Raw genomic sequence first — 17,536 nt, 5'->3', positions numbered from 1 at the left:
ATCAAGGCGGGATGCGGGGTGCCGACCATGCCGGGTCCCGCCGCAGGTCCTCGACTATGCCGCCGAGCCGTCCGCCCCGTGGCCGAGTACCGCGAACCCACCGAAGAAGAATTGAGAGGGTGAGGCGTGATCGAACACATGCGGCACGCGTTGGAGGAGGGCCGGGCAACGGTGCCCTCAGCGGGGCGGTCGTTGCCAGAGAGGCCGTGCAGCTGCCGTTCCTCGTGGTGGACGGCGAGGCCTGGAACTCCGGCCGGTGAACGCCTGGCCTGGCCAGTCCTGCACGAGATGGGACTGTTCTCCGTCATCGCCGCCGTCATCCGCAGACACACCGAAGGCGGCCAAGCCATACCGCTCATCCAACGCTACGACCAGCACGAACGACGCATGAGCGAACCGACGCCATTCTTGTTCCAACGCCAGCTCGGCACCGTCCGCCGCGTCATCTCGCCCACCACCGTCCTGGTCATTCTCCGCCGAACTGGCCGAGCACCACCCAGACTTCCAGACCGCTGGCTTCACCCCACACCGAGCCGAGGCCGAGGGCCGGCTCGGCGAGATCGAAGGCATCGACCTCAGCCTCACCTTCCTGCGCCAGAAACGGGTCAGGCCTGACGACTCGCGAGAGTCGCCCCGACCGACCGCGGAATGCCAGGCATGCGCACATCCGGAACGGAGACGTGATTTGTGATCGATGCGGCACCGCGCTGAGCTCGCGGAGCCGGCGGCCGCTTTAGCCCCCGATCACCAGGCTGCGCGCGGCGAGTCGCCCTCACCCGGACGCTCGTCGACCGTGATCGGCACCGAGGTGACCGCGCCGTCGTCGAGAGCGACCCGGTAGGCGCGCCACTTATGCACGTACAAGAGGTGTTCGCCGGTCCCGTCGACGCTGAAGCGAAGGCTCAGCGAAGCGTCGGGCGGCAGCTCCGGCCGGGCCAGGACCTGCGCCGGCCCGCCCACCAGGGGGACACGTTCGACGGTGTGCCCAGACGCGTAGATCAGCGCGCTGCCGTCAGGGGTGTGGGCCAACGACTCGAACGGCATGGCGCCCGTGGCGTTCTCGATGATCCGGGACGCGGCACCTTCCGGATCGGTGCCCAGCCGGGCGAGGTCGAGCAAGGCGATGGCCCGGCCCAGCACATAGGCGAGCGAGCGGCCGTCCGGGGCCCAGGACAGGCCGCGCACCATCGAGTGCGTCAACGTCTTCCAGTCCCGGCGCCGGCCGGTGGCGACGTCGAGCACGGAGATCTTGGCACCACCTCCGATGAGCGGCGTGGAGTAGGCCAGCCGGGTGCCGTCGGCGCTGAGGGCGAGGTCGTAGACGAGCGTCAGGTCGTCGGGGTCGGTCTGCGTGACGGCCACCGGCTTCCCGGGCCGCCCGTCCTCGCCGAGGCGTACCAGGAAGAAGCGAATGGCTGGATTCTTCGGCTCGGTCCAGCCGGCGATGGCGAACGTGCGGTTGTCCCGGGCGGCGGCCACGAGGTGCCAGGAACTTTCGACACCGGGCGGCAGCGGGATGTTCGCGATGAACCACCCGGTCTCGGCGTTGTGCACGGCGGGCGGCACCGGGGTGAAGACAGCGGTCTTGGACTTGCCGGGGAAGTGGGCGAGCGGAGTGCGAGCGGAGAGGAAGAACCGCGGCGAACCGGTCGCAGCCAGGGGTGTTCCGGTCGCCATGGGCTCGGCCAAGGAGGTCGCCGGCGGGAACGGGTGCAGTTCCGGCCCCGAGGACACCATGGGCGAGGACCGCGGCGGGACCACCGTGAGCGACGGCAGTGGCGGGGACGCCGGGGGCTGAGTCGCGCTGACGAGCGACACCCGGTCGGCAACCGGATCGGCGCATCCGGCGGTCAGGACGGCCAGGGCTAAGCCCGCCAGCGCGGCAGACGAACGGGACGACATGCAGCGATCATCGTATGGGACGGATTTCTTGACCAGCACGGGACATGATCAGTTGAGAAACTGTGAGGAATCACAGCGTCATGCGGATGGAGGCGGCCAGGACCGCTGCCGCCAGCCGGTCAGGCAACGGTTGCACATCATCCGCGCCTTCGCTCTCGAACGAATGATCCCACGGCAGCCGACTTGCAAAGTGCAGAGAAATTGCGAACTACGGAAAGTCGCACTCGGAATATGTGGCCGCGACCATGGAACCCCTTGCGCGCATGAAAACGCTTGCGTCAGATGCCCACTCAGAGCACTGGGATCTGGTCGAAGCTCGGTCAGGTGGCGCCAGCGGACAGTGCTGTCGTGCTGATCTCGCGTAGCCGCCGCAATCCAGGCGGCCCCGACCGCCGCACCGAGGCCGCCGGCTCCAACCGCGAGGCGCTCGACCTGGCCCACCGAGGCCGAGCGTCGCTGCGTGGCCGACCGGCTCGCCGAGGCCATCCCCAGCGGGCGCGAAGGGCTGACAGCGCATTGGGGTGGCCCTCCCCCGCCGTGTCGGGCAGGTTCGCACCACGCTGTCAATTTCACCGAACGGGCCTCAGTGTCGTCGGCCTGGTTGCCGACGTGGCAGTTGTTCGCGCGCTGGCTCGATCGGTGGCGGTCGGAGTAATTTCCCACCATGGTCAAATTACGTTACGCCGGATGGGCAGGCGTCCTCCCGCGCAAGGCCGTTCGCTTATCCGTCGCCGGAGTCATCGCTGTCGGGTCTCCGATCGGGCTAGGCTCGTCGTTCGCGAACGCGTCGACTTCGAACACGCCTCCCAATGCCGTCATCATCTGGGACAGAAACGCCCAGACGGCGATATGGGACATCGCCGGCCAGCAACCGCAGGTCCAGGCACGCAGCTTCGCGATGGTGCACGGTGCCGTTTACGACGCCGTGAACGCGATCGCCGGCACCCCCTATCAGCCGTACCTGATCGCGCCGCCTGCCGATGGGACCGAGTCGACGGACGCGGCCGTCGCGACCGCGGGCTTCGTGGTGCTGAACGCTCTGTTCCCACAACAGCAAGCGAGGCTGAAGACGCAGTACGACGAGGCGCTGGCCGCGATTCCCGACAGTACCGCCAAGCAGCGCGGAATCACCGTGGGCACTCAGGCGGCCGCTGCGATGAACGCCGCACGGCAGAACGACGGAGCGTTCGGCAATCAGACCTGGACCGTGGGCACCCAGCCCGGTCAGTGGCGGCCGGCGCCACCCACGTTCGCCTCCGACGGAGCCTGGGTCGGTGACGTCGAACCGTTCCTCATCCGCAGCGCCTCCATGTTCCGCACGTCCGGCCCGCCCTCGCTCACCAGCCACCGGTACGCCCGGGACTTCAACGAGGTCAAGACCATCGGCTCGGCGGCCAGCACGGTCAGGACATCCGACCAGACCCAAGCCGCGATCTGGTGGCACGACCGGCATCTGGCCGAATGGGAGATCAAGCGCCAGCTGGCGACGAAGCAGCGACTGAACACGTTGCAGACGGCGCGGATGTTCGCGATGGTCGATCTGGCCGAAGCCGATGCCACGATCGCCTGCTACAACGAGAAGGCAGCGTGGAACTTCTGGCGGCCGGTCACCGCGATCCGCCTGGCCGACACCGACGGCAATCCGGGAACGGCGGCCGATCCGAACTGGACGCCATTGCTCGTTACACCGCCGCACCCCGACTACACGTCCGGACATACCTGCTTCACAGCGGCGAGCATGTCGGCGTTGACGTATTTCTTCGGCCGCGACGACATCCCCTTCAGCGGGTACAGCGCCGCCTCGGGTACCACCAGGCATTTCCGCAGTTTCTCGCAGGCGCTCGCCGAGGTCATCGAAGCCCGCATCTGGGGCGGAATCCATACCCGAACGGCCGACGTCGAAGGCGCGAAGATCGGCAAGAAGGTCACCGCTTACATGGTCGCGCACTACTTCAAAGCGAAGGGGTAATGACCCCGGCATCCGCGCGTCACCGTGAAACCTCATCCAAGCCGTACACGCGACTTTGATCCAGGGCAGCGGCAATCCGCTCGCAGTCACGGATGCTGCCTGCCGGAAATGGCAGGCAGCACAACACCTTCAACCAGATGCTTCACTGCGAAGCTGTCCCGATGCTGCCATTCGGGCGGCTGTTTGTCCCTCGACGAGCCCCGAACCGAACGCCTTCACCGCGCAGCAGCCAGGCCGTTGTTCCGCTCGGCCTGCCGGATGCCGGGCCTCAACCTGCAGCCCGCGCACCCGCGGACCGGCACCTACAAGCCGCATATCGAGCGGACACTGAAATCGGCGGCGGCCACCTTGTTCGCCCAGTATGTGTCGGGCTACACGGGCCGCTCGGCCGAGTACCGTGACCGCGCCGTCCAAGACGAGCCGCTGTGGTCGCTGGTCCAGCAAGAGCTAGCGTGATCGTTTCCCGGGGGAATGCTCGTTCAGAAGATAAGCGCGATCTTGCCAGTCAACCTTCCCCGCTGAAAGTGCTCGTGTGCGGCTTTCACGTTGTGCACGGGGTACTGCGCGTCGAGCCGGACCTTCAGCCGCCCGCTGTCTACGGCTGCGGCGAGTTCGGCGAGTCCACGGCCGTCTTCGCGTACCTGGTTGACCGTGGTGTGCACGCGACGATGCGACAGGTCGGGTACGGGCCCGGCTTGTGTGGCGATCGAGGCGTACCTGCCGCCATCGGCCACGGCGTCGACGACGAAAGCGCCGAAGGTGTCAAAGACGGCGTCGTAGTCGGTCGCCCGCAGGGTGGTCGGATCGGTCGTGGCGTGGTCGGCTCCCAGTTCTTGCACTGTCTCGATCTGCGACTGCCTGGACACCAGCGCGTCCACCCTTGCTCCGCGCGCACGCGCGAGCTGCACGGCGAGTCCGCCGACGGCTCCTGCCGCGCCTGCCACCAGCAGTTTGTCTCCTTGGCCGACCTGGAGCCAGTTCAGGGTCTGCAACGCGGTCAGACCTGGAAGGGGCAGGGTCGCCGCCTCGGCCAAGCTGACCGACGAGGGTGCCATCGCGATGGAGGCAGCCGGGATGGCGACGAGGTCGGCCCATGAGCCACGCCCGGTCGCCAGCTGGTGGGACATGCCGAACACCCGCTCCCCGATGCGCAGCCCGCTTGTTCCCGCGTTGACGACGATGCCCGCCAGTTCCCAGCCCAGCGTCATCGGCAACGGTGGCGTGCCCTCGCCGATGGCTCCTTCCCGGGTCTTGTCATCGACCGGGTTGATGGCCGAGGCGATGACCCGCACCAGCACCTCGCCGTCGGCCGGCCGCGGTTCCGGGACGTCGACCAGGGCCAGCGCATCAAGATCTCCAAAGTGGTCGATCTGCAGAGCTCGCACGTTCAACTCCCCAATAATGTTCGATGAGCATCCAACAGTAGCGCCGGTTCATTTCCTGCCGGACCGCCGGGGCCAGACAGTCGCAGTTGACCGTTTCTCCTGGACGACCGATCAGCGGACGCCGTAACGCCGCCAGCCTGTGGGCCACCCTGGCGGGTCGAGGATTCGGGCCTGGAGGTTGGCGATGTGCCGGTCTTAAAGCCACATGTTCGAGCTGGCCGCCGCCCGCGGCCGCCGACCTGGCCTGAGTGCTGATCAGGCCGCGCTCGCCCGCAGTTGTACGACGCCCGGGAGAAACCCGTTCAGCAGATCGCCGCCCCGTTCGGGGTGCCGAGATCCACGGTGTACGGCCACCTTGAGACAACCACTGCGACGCTTCGCCGGCCGAAGGGCCCTGCTGCCGAAGCCGCCTCCCCATCGAGCACCGCCCCGTGATCCAGGGTGGGGCGTAGGGCATCGCTCAACGTGGCGCCCAAGGCCACGACCGCCATGACGGATGCGATCGACAGCAGGGCGGCCCTCACACCCCAGCGGTCCAGGATCAGTCCCGAGGCGAGCGGCCCGACCGGGGTCACCGCGCTGCCGATGAGGGCGAGGCCGCTGATCACCCGGCCCTGCAAATGGTCGGACGTGATGGTCATCTGGTACGTATACAAGATCGCGTTGGCCGCCGGGACAGGAAGAGCACCGCGGCCAGCAGCGGCCCGATGGCCCAGGCGGTGGGATGGACGGCCATCGCCGGGATGGCCGCGGCGGCCCGCTTGCCTGTGCTCTTCACCGCGGAGTCCCGGCCACCCAGCCTGTGCCCGATCCAGCGCAGAAGCATGATCGTTCTCGGAGCCAACGGCTGTCCGCTCGTTCCTCGACCCCGGGAAGTCCAACGCCATCGATCGCGTCACGGGCGACAAGCCGTGACAAAAGAGAGAACGGCCTCTTTAGCGGGATTCCTTGGCCGAATAGGACCAGGACCCGGATCAGGTCTGCTGCGGTGTCATGTCAGCGGCCATGTCAGGGCGGCGACGGCCCGGTATCAGAGCGGTCGGCGATGGTGGATGCCATGAACGGTTCAGCGCTTGCGGCCCCAAGGCCCATCCGTCCGTTCAGCTGGACTTCCGTAACACATTCGAAGGAGCGCACCATCATGTCCATCACCCTTTCCGACCAGGACAAGCACACCCTGCGGATCGCCGCGTGGGGCGCCGTCTCGCTGATGTCCGCCGCTGGCGCCGCCGGCTCGGCCCACAAGGTCGCCACGCACGGCTCCATCGCCCTGACCTCCGCGACCGGTCTGGTCGGGCACGTGCTCACCAAGGCGCCCAAGGGCGTGAAGTACGGCAAGAGCGTCGCCGAACTCGCCGACCAGGTGCTGCCGGCCCTGACGGCAGCCGTGAGCCTGCTCAGGCAGCAGGCTCCGGCGGAGGCGGACAACTTCCGACGCACCGTCATGGTCGCCATCGAGGCAGCCGCCCGGCCCCAGCAGGGCGAGCCCAGCCCCACTCTGGCCGAGATGGCCCGCAAGATCACCGGAGCCCTCGACGCCGCTTGATGGGATGGCGACCCGCGCAGCTCCAGCTTGTCACCGGGGTCCTCTCCGGGCCCGCTTCATCACCGCCGACAAGGATCTCGAGCTGCTCATCGTGCCCGGGGCCGAGCACCAATTCATCCCTACCGCCCCGCCCCATCCCCCATCGGCCCCGATGGGACGTTCGTGCCGGGGCTCCCCGCGGGGTTCGTCGATCAGCCCGTGCTTGCGGAAGTCCTTGCGCAGGATCTTGCTGTCGTTGCCAGCGACCTTCGCACTCATCTTGATGTCGGGGTTGCGGGCGAGCACCGGGGGGCGAGGATGGCGCGCGCTTCCATTTCATCGTGGCCGCCGCCGAGGTTGGCGCCCGTGGCGGCCACGTGCCGGACCGGGAAGGTCGCACCGTCCAGGATCGCGCCGAGGGCGGCGGAGATCTCGATGAGCTCGATGTTGCTCCGGGCATGCTGCTCGGCGGACATCTTCGCGGCCATGCCAATGTATGGAGAGCATCGGCAGCAGCCGGCGCCACAGGCGCCGGATCCGTTCCGGTGGGGCGTGCGGGTACGCGCCGTCCACGGACACCACCCCCAGGACGCGGTCCGGATTCGATTCCGGCTGGCCCAGTGCACCGCGACCGGCGCGCCTCAGGACCAGCCGGCCAGCAGCGGCCGGTCCACGCCCCCTGGCCGCGAGGCCGGTGTCGATGTCACGGACGTGCGCCTCGAGACGAAGCGGCTGTGGCCGAACGCGTCGATCGGCCGCGGGCCGCATGCCGTAAGCACCTATGCGAGAAAAGCCCTCGGGGTGAAGCACTTGCTGCGTGAAGCCATTGATGTTCGTACCGTGGGAGCGGCATGCCGCGATCTGGACGCGTGCCGGGGCCGGCCGAGCAGTGTGATCACGGGACCAGGAAGCCTGCTCCAAGCGGGTCTCGCGGATCGACGGTCCACTCGGCGGTGCCGGTGACGTAGGCCCGGCCGGTGATACGGCTGCACACCCCGTCGAAGGCCCCGACCTGGACTTTCTCGACGGGCACCGAGGTGAATATCTCGCCGGTGATGCTCTCGTGCACGAGGGGCTCGACCATCTGCAATCGGCCGCGGCCACCGTGCGCCAGGACGCGGAACAGATGGCCACGCTCGCGGTGCGCTCGGCGGTGGAGCGCCTGGATGACCACCGGCTCCCCTCCCGCGAGCTCATCCTCGACGCCCGCCTCGTCGTCCGAGGCACCACCGCGCCACCACGCCACCGCGACCGATCATGATGGTCAGCCGCACGGACCGCCTGCGCGGCCCACGTACCAGTGATCAGGCGCAGCAGCTGCGCAAGCTCTTTCGCATCTGCGCATCGTCGGCCGCGCTGTCATCGCGGGGGTCATCAGCGCGACGGGCATGCTGCTTGCCCAGCCGTGCACGCCCACGCGCAGACCTCGCTGGGCCGGGCATGCTGGAAGCATGCGTGTTCTCCTGCTCGGCGGCACCTGGTTCCCCGGCCGGCGCGTGGCCGAACGGCTTGTGCAGCGCGGTGACGAGATCCTGCTGGCCCACCGCGGCTCGCCCCGATCTTCCCCCGCCGCGCAGGGCGAGCACCTGTACGGCGAGCGTCGCGACCTGGTACGGCACGCGGCGCGGATCAAGGAGTTCACCCCCGACGCGATGATCGACACCTGTGCGTTCACCGCAGCCGCCGTCGACGCCGTGCTCCCCGCCCTGCCGGGGGTGCTCACTGTGGTGCTGTCCAGCCAGGACGTCTACGAGGCCTACACCGGCCTGCGCTCCGGCCGCGAACTGTCGCACTCCCCTTGACCGAGGACTCGCCCCTGCGCCACAACCGCTACCCCTACCGGGGCGCCGGGCATCCCGACGGTTCCAGTGCTACGGACGCTCCCGCTCCCGTAGCACTGCCAAGGCCTTTTCGATCCGCCGTACGCGTGTCTCGGGCTTCTTCGCGCTTTCGACGGCGAGCACGTGCTCGCGCTTGTGGCTGTAGGCCAGGCGGTCGTAGGCAGCGCGGGCGACCGGATCGGCGTCCAGGGCGCGGGCGAAGTCTGCGGGCTCGACCACGACAGGAGGCTCGGCATCGAGTTCCACTTCGACCTCGACCTCGTCGCCTATCACGACACCAGCGGCTTGCCGGTTGGCGTTGCTCAGGCCGAGCAGGTAGCGGCCGCGCATGACAGCGACCCTGCTCTTCCATGAATGCCCGTTGATCGTGATGGTCACCCTCGGCCGCCTGCCCGCACCGAGCGCCTCCACAACGGCTTCGGGAACTTCCAGCCCTCTCATGGGCTCCGCAGGCTCGACGTAGGCTCGACGTAGGCTCGAAACTTCATGATCTGCTCCCACTGGCCAGGACCACCCGCCGCGGCTGGATGAATCGCAGCATGTTGCCGGAGGGATCGAGGAAGGCACAGTCTCGGACGCCGTCGGGCTGGTTGATCGGTTCTTGCATCACCTCGGCGCCCGCGGCCTCGATGTGCTCGAAGGTGGCGTCGCAACTGTCGGTCACGAAGACGAGACGGCCCAGCAGGCCCTTGTCCATCAGGTCCGCGATGGCCTGCCGATCGGCTGGCGAGACACCCGGGTCCGCGCCGGGGGATTCGAGGACGATCTGCACGTCCGGCTGCGATGGCGGGCCGATGCTCACCCGTCGCGTCCCCTCAGATCCGTCGTCGTCGCGTGTCTCAAAGCCGAGCACGTCACGGTAGAAGCCGAGCGCCTCGCCGAGGTCGTGGACAGCGAGAGTGCAAGAGGAGAACTTGAGATCCATGCGGGTCAACGCCGCTCCTTGTCGCCGGCGGGAAGAATGACGATGTCGAGGTCGCGGAGCCGGTCGGGGTTGGTGTCAATATCGATGCCCATGATCTTCTCGTTGTTGACGGTGAACGTGAAGACGGCCTTCGGCCGGCCGAGGTGCGACCAGACGGCCGCCGGTACGCCGTCGACCAGGGCGAGCCGGGCGGCCTGAGCTCGTCCGGCGAAGAAGGTCGCCACCGCGTGGCCGCCGCGGAGCTCGCCGACCACGGCGTCTGGATCGAGCAGCTCGAGCAGGGCGGCGAAATCCCCGCTCCGGGAGGCGGCAAGGAATGCCTCGACGATGTCCCGCTTCGCCGATCGTGCGGCATCGGATGCGCCGGCAGCTCCTTGCACCCGGCGCCGGGCCCGGCTGGCGAGCTGCCGGGCCGCCGCCGGGGAGCGGTCGATGATGGCGCCGATCTCGCCGAACGACATGGCGAAGACGTCGTGCAGGACGAACGCGAGCCGCTCGGCGGGAGTCAGCGTGTCCAGCACCACCATCAGCGCGACACCGACCGAATCGGCCAGCAGCGCCTCGTCCTCGGGGCCGGCCTGGCCAGGTGGGTGGAGGCTCACCTGCGGCCCGGCCGGCTCGGGCGGCAGCGCACCGGCTGACTCCTCACGCCGGTTCCGGCGTGCCTCGAGCATGTTCAGGCAGACCCGGGCGACGACCGTGGTCAGCCACCCTCCCGGATTCTCCACCTGGCCGGTGTCGGCGCGGCTGACCCGTACCCACGCCTCCTGAACCGCGTCCTCGGCCTCGCCAGGTGAGCCGAGCATCCGGTAGGCCACCGCGTGCAGGCGGTCCTGGTGCTCGGCGAACCGCTCGCTCAGCCAGTCCTGCTCGACCATCTGTCACATTCCTCCGTTCCGCCGGTCATATCTATTGACCGGCGAAACCACGCCGATGTGACATCTGGGCCCGGCCCGGATGTCCGGCCTGCCGGTTTCAGGCAGCACATACACCGAAATCCCCAGGAGAGAACCGTGTCACTGCAGGTGAGCGCCATCATGCTCGGCGTCCAGGACCTGGCCCGCGCCAAGAAGTTCTATGAAGGCCTGGGCTGTGAGATCGACAAGGACACCCGTCATTTCGTCTCGTTCAGCCTGGGCGAGGGATCCCCGCGGCTGGCTCTTTATGAATGGGAGGCGGCGGCACAGGACGCCGGCGTCTCCGCTGAGGGCTCCGGATTCCGCGGCGCCTCATTCCACTTCAACCCCGACTCCAGGGAAGTCGTGGACGAGATGATGCGCAACGCGGTGGCTGCCGGCGGCAGCGTGGTCAAGGAGGCGGCCCCCGCCCAGTGGGGCGGGTACTTCGGCTACTTCAGCGACCCGGACGGCTATCTGTGGAAGGTCACCACCTACGCCTCCTGACCCACAGACCTCGCGCACGGTCCCCGGCCACGCCACACCCGGCGAGGCCGGGGACCGTGCCATACGTGGCCGCCCTGGCGGTGGCGACGAACCCCCGCTCGGCGTCACCGTTGATAGGGGTGACGCGGTGGTGTACGAAGCGGATGTCGTCGTACCGGGCGAGTTGCCGCCGCGCCGGCTCGCGTGGTCCCACGGTGGCGATGCCGTCGCGAAAGCCCAGGTTGGCCTGGTGGTGCGTGGAGCGGCCGTGTCCTGTGTCGAAGACCAGCAGGCTGCCGTTGTAGCGCGCCAGCTACAGGGCCGCGGGACACGGGCCCGTCGGAAGGTCCGGTCAAGGGGCCGGGTCGGTCGGGCGTGGGTGGGCCGCGGGACGGGCGTCGTTCTGGGTGTCCGCCCACAGCTTTGTACGCGAGACGGTCCGGGCCTCCAGCACGTTCAGCGCGATCAGTACGACGGTGAGCGTGGTGAGCGAGGCCAGCGCCGGGATCCGGAGGGCCGGCGGCAGCAGCGCCAGCGCGCGCTGTTCTCGGAGATGTTCGCCGGCGCGGTGGGACAGGCGAACGCCATGCGGTTCCTCTTCCTCGACCCCCGCGCGACACGGTTCTACGCCGACTGGGAACGCGCCGCTCGCCGTCTCGCCAGGCACAGCATCGGTGCGCTGCGTGTCGAGACGGCCAGAAACCTGCACGACCGCGAGTTGTCCAACCTCGTCGGCGAGCTGGAGCTGGCGCACGAGGTGATGGAACTGTCCGGCAACGACGGTCTGACCGTGTGCACCTACAGCGCCGACCCCGGCAGCGCCTCCGGGGACGGCCTCAAGCTCCTGGAAAGCTTGTCCGCCATGCAGCGGTAGGCTGCTGGGCGATCAGTGCGGGCCGGCCCAGGTCGAGGTCGACCTCCATCATCCGCGCGCGGCGGACCTGGCTGGCCTGATGCCCGGCGTCATCAGGAGCGGGCACCGCCTACTTCACGCAGCGCGGCGCCGGTCACTCAGGGTGTCAGCCCCAGCTCGCGCAGCTGCGCGAGCCGCAGCGGCCGCCATCCGCTGGTGTCGAGCTTGTGCGACAGCAGCTCATCGGGCGCCTCCCGGCCCTGGGAGCGCAGCTATTGGACAGCACGGTCAGGCGCCAGGCCGGAAAACCGTTTGAGCCCTCCTTCCACGTTCTTGTAGGTTGCCTGCTGCCCGTCGCAGTGAGGACAGAGGACAAGACCGCGTGACCCCGCCTGCTCTTTAGACCTGACACCTTCTTCCGCTCACCTTCAAGCCGACCCTCTCGTCGGCTCTGCCGGGCTGCCCGTGTGCGCCCGGTCATACAGCGTTTGAGGCCGCGCGCAATCGGCCTCGTGTCAGGTCTAGAGAGATCATGTCTTCACAACCTCATACTGTGCTGCCCTGGGTCGTCCGCCGGACCAGGCTGCCTCTGCTGTCGTTGCGGTGCGTGGACTGTCGGTCGGAGTCGGCCACCACCGGCGAGGGCAGGTTCCGCGTCAACGCCAACGGCAAGCTGCTGGACGTGTGGCTGCTGGTCCGCTGCGTGTCCTGCGATCGGACGAGCAAGCTCACCGTGCACGAGCGAGCGCCGGTCAGATGCTTCGATCCGGCCGAGCTCGACGGCTACCACGCCAACGATCCGGAGCTGGTGGCGTCCAGGCTGTTGGATCCGCTGCTCGCCCAGCGCAACCGCTTCACCCTGGACTGGAAGGGGGCCTGGCGGCTGGACACCCCGTCGGCATGGCTCGACGAGATGTGGCCGGTCCAGGTGGAGGTCGTCTTCGAGGATCCGGTGCCGGTGCGCCCGGAGCGGCTCATCGCGCGGGGGCTCGGCCTCAGCAGGAACGAGGTGCTGCGCCGGATCAAGTGCGACATTCCGCTGCGCCGTCCGACGAGCGCCGGGTTCACCTTCACCGTGATGGCCGGGGACTAACGGGGATGTAGCCGCGGCGCGCGATGCCCTCAAGCATCCGTGCGAAATACGCCTCGTCCAGCGGCGGCTCCAGCGGCATGGAGTCGCCCAGGGCGGCCACGGTGTGCGCGCCGCGGCGGCGCTCGCATCAGCCTCCGGTCCTCGTCATCGAGGAAGAACACCTCCCGCTCTGCCCGCGACGGCACCTCCGTGTACTGGCCGTACTCGGAGGACAGGCGCCGCGACATCGTCCGCACGACCAAGAACGGCCTGGACGCCGCCCGGCCGCCGCCGCCGGGGCGGCGATCGATGCGGGCGGCGGTGTCGATGCGTGTCGCGCTGTCGACGACGAGTTGGATGCCCTCGCCGAGCAGCGTGCCGTAGTCAATCGTGGCGTCGCCGGTACGGGCCACGAACTGGTGCAGCCGGATGCGTTCGACGAACTTCGGGCGGGGATTGACCAAAGTGACGTCGACGTCGGCGCGCATCCGCAGACGGTTGGCCGCGAGCGTTCCGGCGTAACCGCCGCCGATGACCACGACCTTGTGGAGTGTGTTGTGTTCGCTCATGCCCTCAGGACACCGCGGATCGCTGAGACGTGACATGACGCGACGTGACACGCGTCACTCCACCCAAGAGCGCGGGACGCCGTCCCCCGGGTGCACGTGCCGGTGCCGGGATCGAGGATCAGTCGTCCGCTGAATCCGCAGCTCCAGCACGCTGACGCGGCCAACCCGCGGAGGCGGTTACTGGCCGGTCGGGGTGGTTTCGGCGCACTCGCGGGTCGTGGTACTGCGTGGACAAGACGATGTGGGTGTCCATCTCGCCGTGCTTTCCGAGCTGTTCCAGCACGCCTTCGAGATGCGCCAGTGACGAGGCTCTGACCTTGAGCATCGAGCAGTGCCGGCCGCTCAGTTTGCTGACTTCGACCACCTCCGGGTAGTCCTCGGCGGCTGAACTCTTGAGCAGGCAATAGCCGAGAGCGCAGCGCAGCTGGATGTACGCCTGGACGGGAAACCCGGCCGCGGCGGGGTCGATCTGGGCCTGGTAGCCGACGATCACGCCGCGTCGTTCCAGGCGGCGGATCCGGTCGGCGACGGCGGGCGCGGAGAGATGTACCCGTCGGGCCAGCTCGTTGTAGGACAGCCGGGCGTCGGCCTGCAGTTCGTCGAGGAGCTTCCAGTCGAGGTCATCGAGGTCATTTGCCGATCGTGAAGAGCTCACGGTGTTTACTTTACGATCGCATCCATTAGGTGCCTATGTGCGCCTCGACGGCCATGTCCAGCCGGGTCATAGCCGCCTAGTGTCAATCCCGTGATCGGGAACGGACATCAGTCCGGCAGTGGCGTCGTCGATGCGCTGCCGGCCCGCTCCTGGCGAGCTTTGGCACAGCGGGTCACCGGCGCCGTACTGACCAGCGATTCCGCCGGCTACGACGCGGCCCTCAGACCGGCCGGGCAGCGCTTCGGTCAAGTTCGCCCGCAGGCGGTGGTGCGTTGCCGAACCGCCTCCGATGTCGCAGCCGCACTGGGTTTCGCCACGCACAACCGCCTGCCCGTGGCGGTGCGCAGCGGCGGACACGATTTCGCTGGGCGGTCCACGACCACGGGACTGCTCGTCGATCTCGGCGAGCTCACCGGGGTTTCCCTGAAGGACGGGTACGCACGCGTCGGCGCAGGTACGCGGCTCGCCGACGTGTACCGGTGCCTCGACCGGCACGCCCACACGCTGCCCGCCGGGAGCGGCCCTTCTGTCGGCATCGCCGGGTTGACCCTCGGCGGCGGCATGGGCTTCCTCGGACGCACCTGGGGGTTGACCTGTGACCGGCTCGTCGGCGCGCGTGTCGTCCGCGTGGACGGCAGCCTCGTGCACTGCGACGAGCGCGAGCATGCCGACCTGTTCTGGGCCCTCAGGGGTGGCGGCGCCGCGGGTGTCAGCGTCGTCACGGAGTTGTCCTTCGCGCTGGTTCCGTCTCCACGGTGCACCGCCCTGGAGCTCAGGTGGGACTACCAGCTTGCGGCCCAGGTCGTTGACGCCTGGCAGAGGTGGAGTCCGGACGCGCCGGACGGGCTCGCCGCAAGCCTGCTGCTCACCGTCCCGGCTGAGCCGCACGCTCGAGCGCGGGTGAGCCTGTTCGGCGCGGCCGTCGGGCTGTCGCCCGCAGACACCGATGATCTCCTTGACGATCTCATCGCCAGGGTCGGGGCCCGACCGCAAAGCCGGTGGCGCCGGCAGCTGTCCTGGATGGGCGCCCAGGCCGCTCTCGCCACGCGCGTGGCCGGCGACGATGCCGGGCACCTGTTCAGCAAGTCCGGCTTCTTCCGGCAGGACATACCGCCGGGCGCGCTCGACGCTCTGGTCAATCAGCTGGTTGTCGACCGGCGGGCCGGCGAATCCCGCGAGCTCGACTTCACACCGTGGGGTGGCGCCTACAACCGCGTCTCGTCGCATGCCGCGGCGTTCCCACATCGGGGCGAGCGATTCCTGCTCAAACACGCCGCCACGGTCCGGACGGCTCTGCCCGGCGACGTCTCCCCGCACAGCGAATGGCTGAGCCGTTCTTGGCAGACGGTCCGCCCCTGGTCGAGCGGCGGCGTGTACCCGAACTTCCCCGACCCCACCCTCACCGATCCCGAACGCTCCTACTGGGGCGGCAACCTCCCGAGATTGGAGCGGGTAAAGGCGGTCCACGACCCCGACCGGATCCTGCCCGGCCTCGGGCCAAGGGACGCGGCCGTTTCTGTACGGGCATTTACGAGAAAGGACGTCACCATGGCCAACCAGCCCACCGAACCCGACGTTTCGGCGATCGGCGACGCGGCCAGGCCCCCGGTCGCCGACCGGGCCGCGTTCCAGGCCGAACTGGACCGGCTTCGGATCCGGGAAAAGGCCCACACCCGGGAGGGCGATGCGATCGCCGCCGCCCGGCGCCGCCTCCCGATGGTCGAAGTCGATCCCCAGACTCCGCTGACCGGAGCGGACGGGCCGGTGCCGTTGATCGACATCTTCGACGGCCGGTCCCAGTTGATCGCCTACTTCCACATGTGGCACACCGGCAGGCCCGCCGCGGAGCAGTGCGAGGGCTGCACCTTCAACACCTCCCACATCAACGAGCTGTCCTACCTGCACTCACGCGACGTCAGCTACGCGATCTTCTATGAGGGGCCGTACGAGGAGACCTCGCGGTATCGCGACTTCATGGGCTATACCGTTCCCTGTTACTCGGTGCCGCAGGACTCCGCGGACCGGTTGATCGCAGACCGGTACTTCGGCATCCTGGTTTGCTATCTCCGAGACGGTGACCAGGTCTACGAGACCTACTGGACCACCGGCCGCGGCAACGAAGCGATGGCACCGTCGTACGGGCTGCTGGATCGGACCGTCTACGGCCGGCAGGAGTTCTGGGAGGACTCGCCGGAGAGCTGGCCGCAGCGCTGGGGCGCCAAAGGTGGCCAGTTCCGGCTGGACGGCCGCCCGACCGCCCAGTGGCCGCGGATCCAGGCCGGGCGCAACGACGACCTCGGCACGATGCCGGACGGATGGGCTGCGTGTTCCTGCTCCTCGCACACTGGACCACCGGCCGCGGCGACGAACTGACGGCACCGTCGTACGGGCTGCCGGATCGGACCGTCTACTCCGGCGAGTCCTCTGGAGTGTCAGCTCGTGCCCAGTGGTGCGTTTTCCTCGGCGTCGAGCTGGTGGTCGGCCCAGACGTAGCTTTCGGGAAGCAGGTCGGTGATGGAGACGGTGCGGAGTCTGTCACTTGCGCCGACGATGACCTTGAGGGCTGGGAAGTAGTCGAGAAGGACCTGGCGGCAGCGGCCGCATGGGGGCACCACGCCTCGGTCGCGGTCGCCCACGGCAACGATGGTGTCCAGGTCGTAGGCGCCCTGCGCGGCAGCTGTGCCGATGAGGACCAGCTCCGCGCAGGGGCCGCCGGTGAAGTGGTAGGCGTTCACCGCCGTGACGATCCGGCCGTCGCGGGTGCGGCCCGCGGCCGCCATGGTGTGGTTGTCGCCCCGGCAGCGGGTGGCCGCGACATGCGCCGCCGCCTGGATCAGTTCATGGTCGACGTGGCTGATCTGTGTGGTCATCTTCTCTGCCTTCATGTGATGTCAGGCGCCGTCGGCCCGGACGACGATGGTGCGCGGCCGGAGGTTGTTCCGCCAGATGATATAGCGGCGGTCATGCTCTCCTGAGGTGGTCGGTGCCGCCGCGACCTTGATCCGCACGTGAGCGGCCGGCCCGGACGCAGGCGGTGGTTCAGCTGTTCGCGTGCGACGCGGGCAGGATGCGGGGCATGGCGGTGCTGCCTCGTACGACGAGGGACGTCTTCACCACGGTTTCCCGAGGCTTCAGGTCCTGGTCTTCGATCCGGCGGATGACCGCATCCACCGCCGCCACTCCCATGAGCTCAGGGTCCTGCCGGACGGTGGTCAGGGCCACCGAGGAAAGGCGCGCGATCGGTGCGTCGTCGAACCCGGTGACGGACACGTCCTCCGGGACGCGCACTCCGTTCCGTACCAGGATCTGGAGCAGGCCGACGGCGCTGTGGTCGTTGCCCACCACCACGGCGGTCGGCAGCGCCCCGCGCTGGAGGAGCATTCGCGGAAGGCGCCGCAGCGTGACTCGCCCTCACGAATCGAGATGGCCGGCGCTCCAGCGGGTCATCCAGCTTTGCG

At 68.6% G+C, this 17,536-nt stretch carries 22 protein-coding genes; 8 read left to right on the top strand and 14 right to left on the bottom strand.

The features are described from left to right. Positions 1–744: 744 nt before the first annotated feature. Positions 745–1,902 carry a WD40 repeat domain-containing protein gene (locus tag ACIBVN_RS18465; protein ID WP_397137762.1) on the bottom strand — a complete coding sequence of 386 codons (1,158 nt, stop codon included), beginning with the start codon at positions 1,900–1,902 and terminating at the stop codon, positions 745–747. Between the two features lie 664 nt (positions 1,903–2,566). Here ACIBVN_RS18465 and ACIBVN_RS18460 point away from each other — a divergent pair. Next, entirely contained in the window at positions 2,567–3,871 is a 1,305-nt protein-coding gene (locus ACIBVN_RS18460) for a hypothetical protein (protein ID WP_397137760.1), read from the top strand. 183 nt (positions 3,872–4,054) lie between these two features. Next, positions 4,055–4,327, top strand: a complete 273-nt coding sequence (locus ACIBVN_RS18455; RefSeq protein ID WP_397137758.1) for a hypothetical protein — start codon at positions 4,055–4,057, stop codon at positions 4,325–4,327. Positions 4,328–4,350: 23 nt separating this feature from the next. Here the strand turns inward: ACIBVN_RS18455 and ACIBVN_RS18450 are convergent, their stop codons facing one another. The 3 genes from ACIBVN_RS18450 to ACIBVN_RS18440 all read right to left on the bottom strand — a co-directional run bounded on the left by ACIBVN_RS18450 (position 4,351) and on the right by ACIBVN_RS18440 (position 6,082). Continuing rightward, entirely contained in the window at positions 4,351–5,256 is a 906-nt protein-coding gene (locus ACIBVN_RS18450; protein ID WP_397137756.1) for an NADP-dependent oxidoreductase, read from the bottom strand. A gap of 302 nt (positions 5,257–5,558) precedes the next feature. After that, on the bottom strand, positions 5,559–5,897 hold the full coding sequence (locus ACIBVN_RS18445; protein ID WP_397137754.1) for a hypothetical protein: 339 nt from the start codon (positions 5,895–5,897) through the stop codon (positions 5,559–5,561). Then, a complete protein-coding gene (locus tag ACIBVN_RS18440) occupies positions 5,894–6,082 on the bottom strand; it encodes a hypothetical protein (protein ID WP_397137752.1) in 189 nt (62 codons plus the stop codon). The genes ACIBVN_RS18445 and ACIBVN_RS18440 overlap by 4 nt, the downstream gene beginning before the upstream one ends. A gap of 315 nt (positions 6,083–6,397) precedes the next feature. Between ACIBVN_RS18440 and ACIBVN_RS18435 the strand changes: the two genes are divergently transcribed. Next, a complete protein-coding gene (locus ACIBVN_RS18435; RefSeq protein WP_397137750.1) occupies positions 6,398–6,802 on the top strand; it encodes a hypothetical protein in 405 nt (134 codons plus the stop codon). Positions 6,803–7,056: 254 nt separating this feature from the next. Here the strand turns inward: ACIBVN_RS18435 and ACIBVN_RS18430 are convergent, their stop codons facing one another. Together ACIBVN_RS18430 and ACIBVN_RS18425 are read right to left on the bottom strand one after the other, a co-directional pair. Then, positions 7,057–7,269 carry a hypothetical protein gene (locus ACIBVN_RS18430; protein ID WP_397137748.1) on the bottom strand — a complete coding sequence of 71 codons (213 nt, stop codon included), beginning with the start codon at positions 7,267–7,269 and terminating at the stop codon, positions 7,057–7,059. Between the two features lie 407 nt (positions 7,270–7,676). Beyond that, positions 7,677–8,027 carry a proline racemase family protein gene (locus tag ACIBVN_RS18425; RefSeq protein WP_397137746.1) on the bottom strand — a complete coding sequence of 117 codons (351 nt, stop codon included), beginning with the start codon at positions 8,025–8,027 and terminating at the stop codon, positions 7,677–7,679. Between the two features lie 205 nt (positions 8,028–8,232). Between ACIBVN_RS18425 and ACIBVN_RS18420 the strand changes: the two genes are divergently transcribed. Further along, a complete protein-coding gene (locus ACIBVN_RS18420; protein ID WP_397137744.1) occupies positions 8,233–8,583 on the top strand; it encodes a hypothetical protein in 351 nt (116 codons plus the stop codon). 69 nt (positions 8,584–8,652) lie between these two features. On the opposite strand, the gene ACIBVN_RS18415 is transcribed toward ACIBVN_RS18420, so the two are convergent. Genes ACIBVN_RS18415 through ACIBVN_RS18405 form a run of 3 tightly spaced genes read right to left on the bottom strand, consistent with a single transcriptional unit; the run spans position 8,653 to position 10,425 of the window. After that, the gene (locus ACIBVN_RS18415; RefSeq protein ID WP_397137743.1) at positions 8,653–9,063 is read right to left on the bottom strand and encodes a YdeI/OmpD-associated family protein; all 411 of its coding nucleotides are present in this window, start codon (positions 9,061–9,063) and stop codon (positions 8,653–8,655) included. 43 nt (positions 9,064–9,106) lie between these two features. Beyond that, positions 9,107–9,547, bottom strand: coding sequence for a VOC family protein (locus ACIBVN_RS18410; RefSeq protein ID WP_397137850.1), 441 nt, complete (start codon positions 9,545–9,547; stop codon positions 9,107–9,109). Positions 9,548–9,552: 5 nt separating this feature from the next. Beyond that, positions 9,553–10,425, bottom strand: coding sequence for a sigma-70 family RNA polymerase sigma factor (locus ACIBVN_RS18405; RefSeq protein ID WP_397137741.1), 873 nt, complete (start codon positions 10,423–10,425; stop codon positions 9,553–9,555). 135 nt (positions 10,426–10,560) lie between these two features. Between ACIBVN_RS18405 and ACIBVN_RS18400 the strand changes: the two genes are divergently transcribed. After that, a complete protein-coding gene (locus tag ACIBVN_RS18400; RefSeq protein WP_397137740.1) occupies positions 10,561–10,950 on the top strand; it encodes a VOC family protein in 390 nt (129 codons plus the stop codon). Here the strand turns inward: ACIBVN_RS18400 and ACIBVN_RS18395 are convergent. After that, entirely contained in the window at positions 10,931–11,143 is a 213-nt protein-coding gene (locus tag ACIBVN_RS18395) for a hypothetical protein (protein WP_397137860.1), read from the bottom strand. The genes ACIBVN_RS18400 and ACIBVN_RS18395 overlap by 20 nt on opposite strands. On the opposite strand from ACIBVN_RS18395, the gene ACIBVN_RS18390 reads away from it, so the two are divergent. Both ACIBVN_RS18390 and ACIBVN_RS18385 read left to right on the top strand, forming a co-directional pair. After that, positions 11,078–11,803, top strand: a complete 726-nt coding sequence (locus tag ACIBVN_RS18390) for a hypothetical protein (RefSeq protein WP_397137738.1) — start codon at positions 11,078–11,080, stop codon at positions 11,801–11,803. The two genes, ACIBVN_RS18395 and ACIBVN_RS18390, sit on opposite strands and share 66 nt — an antisense overlap. A 532-nt stretch (positions 11,804–12,335) precedes the next feature. After that, entirely contained in the window at positions 12,336–12,875 is a 540-nt protein-coding gene (locus ACIBVN_RS18385) for a DUF1062 domain-containing protein (protein ID WP_397137736.1), read from the top strand. A 29-nt stretch (positions 12,876–12,904) separates the two neighbouring features. Here ACIBVN_RS18385 and ACIBVN_RS18380 read toward each other — a convergent pair whose 3' ends face one another. Together ACIBVN_RS18380 and ACIBVN_RS18375 are read right to left on the bottom strand one after the other, a co-directional pair. Next, complete coding sequence (locus tag ACIBVN_RS18380) at positions 12,905–13,423, bottom strand: FAD-dependent oxidoreductase (RefSeq protein ID WP_397137735.1); 519 nt, start codon at positions 13,421–13,423, stop codon at positions 12,905–12,907. A gap of 118 nt (positions 13,424–13,541) precedes the next feature. Then, the gene (locus tag ACIBVN_RS18375; RefSeq protein ID WP_397137733.1) at positions 13,542–14,078 is read right to left on the bottom strand and encodes an Lrp/AsnC family transcriptional regulator; all 537 of its coding nucleotides are present in this window, start codon (positions 14,076–14,078) and stop codon (positions 13,542–13,544) included. A gap of 90 nt (positions 14,079–14,168) precedes the next feature. Here ACIBVN_RS18375 and ACIBVN_RS18370 point away from each other — a divergent pair, with 90 nt between their 5' ends. Continuing rightward, positions 14,169–16,451 (top strand): DUF899 family protein, encoded by a 2,283-nt coding sequence (locus ACIBVN_RS18370; RefSeq protein ID WP_397137731.1) that lies wholly within the window; start codon positions 14,169–14,171, stop codon positions 16,449–16,451. A gap of 59 nt (positions 16,452–16,510) precedes the next feature. Here ACIBVN_RS18370 and ACIBVN_RS18365 read toward each other — a convergent pair whose 3' ends face one another. Further along, on the bottom strand, positions 16,511–16,948 hold the full coding sequence (locus ACIBVN_RS18365) for a cytidine deaminase (protein WP_397137729.1): 438 nt from the start codon (positions 16,946–16,948) through the stop codon (positions 16,511–16,513). Between the two features lie 169 nt (positions 16,949–17,117). Then, positions 17,118–17,459, bottom strand: a complete 342-nt coding sequence (locus ACIBVN_RS18360) for a substrate-binding domain-containing protein (RefSeq protein ID WP_397137727.1) — start codon at positions 17,457–17,459, stop codon at positions 17,118–17,120. Positions 17,460–17,536: the final 77 nt, after the last annotated feature.

Source organism: Nonomuraea sp. NPDC049400 (assembly GCF_044466425.1).
Taxonomy (GTDB): domain Bacteria; phylum Actinomycetota; class Actinomycetes; order Streptosporangiales; family Streptosporangiaceae; genus Nonomuraea.
The sequence above is the reverse complement of the archived record's forward strand: the minus strand, read 5'-3'. Positions and strand labels throughout refer to the sequence as shown.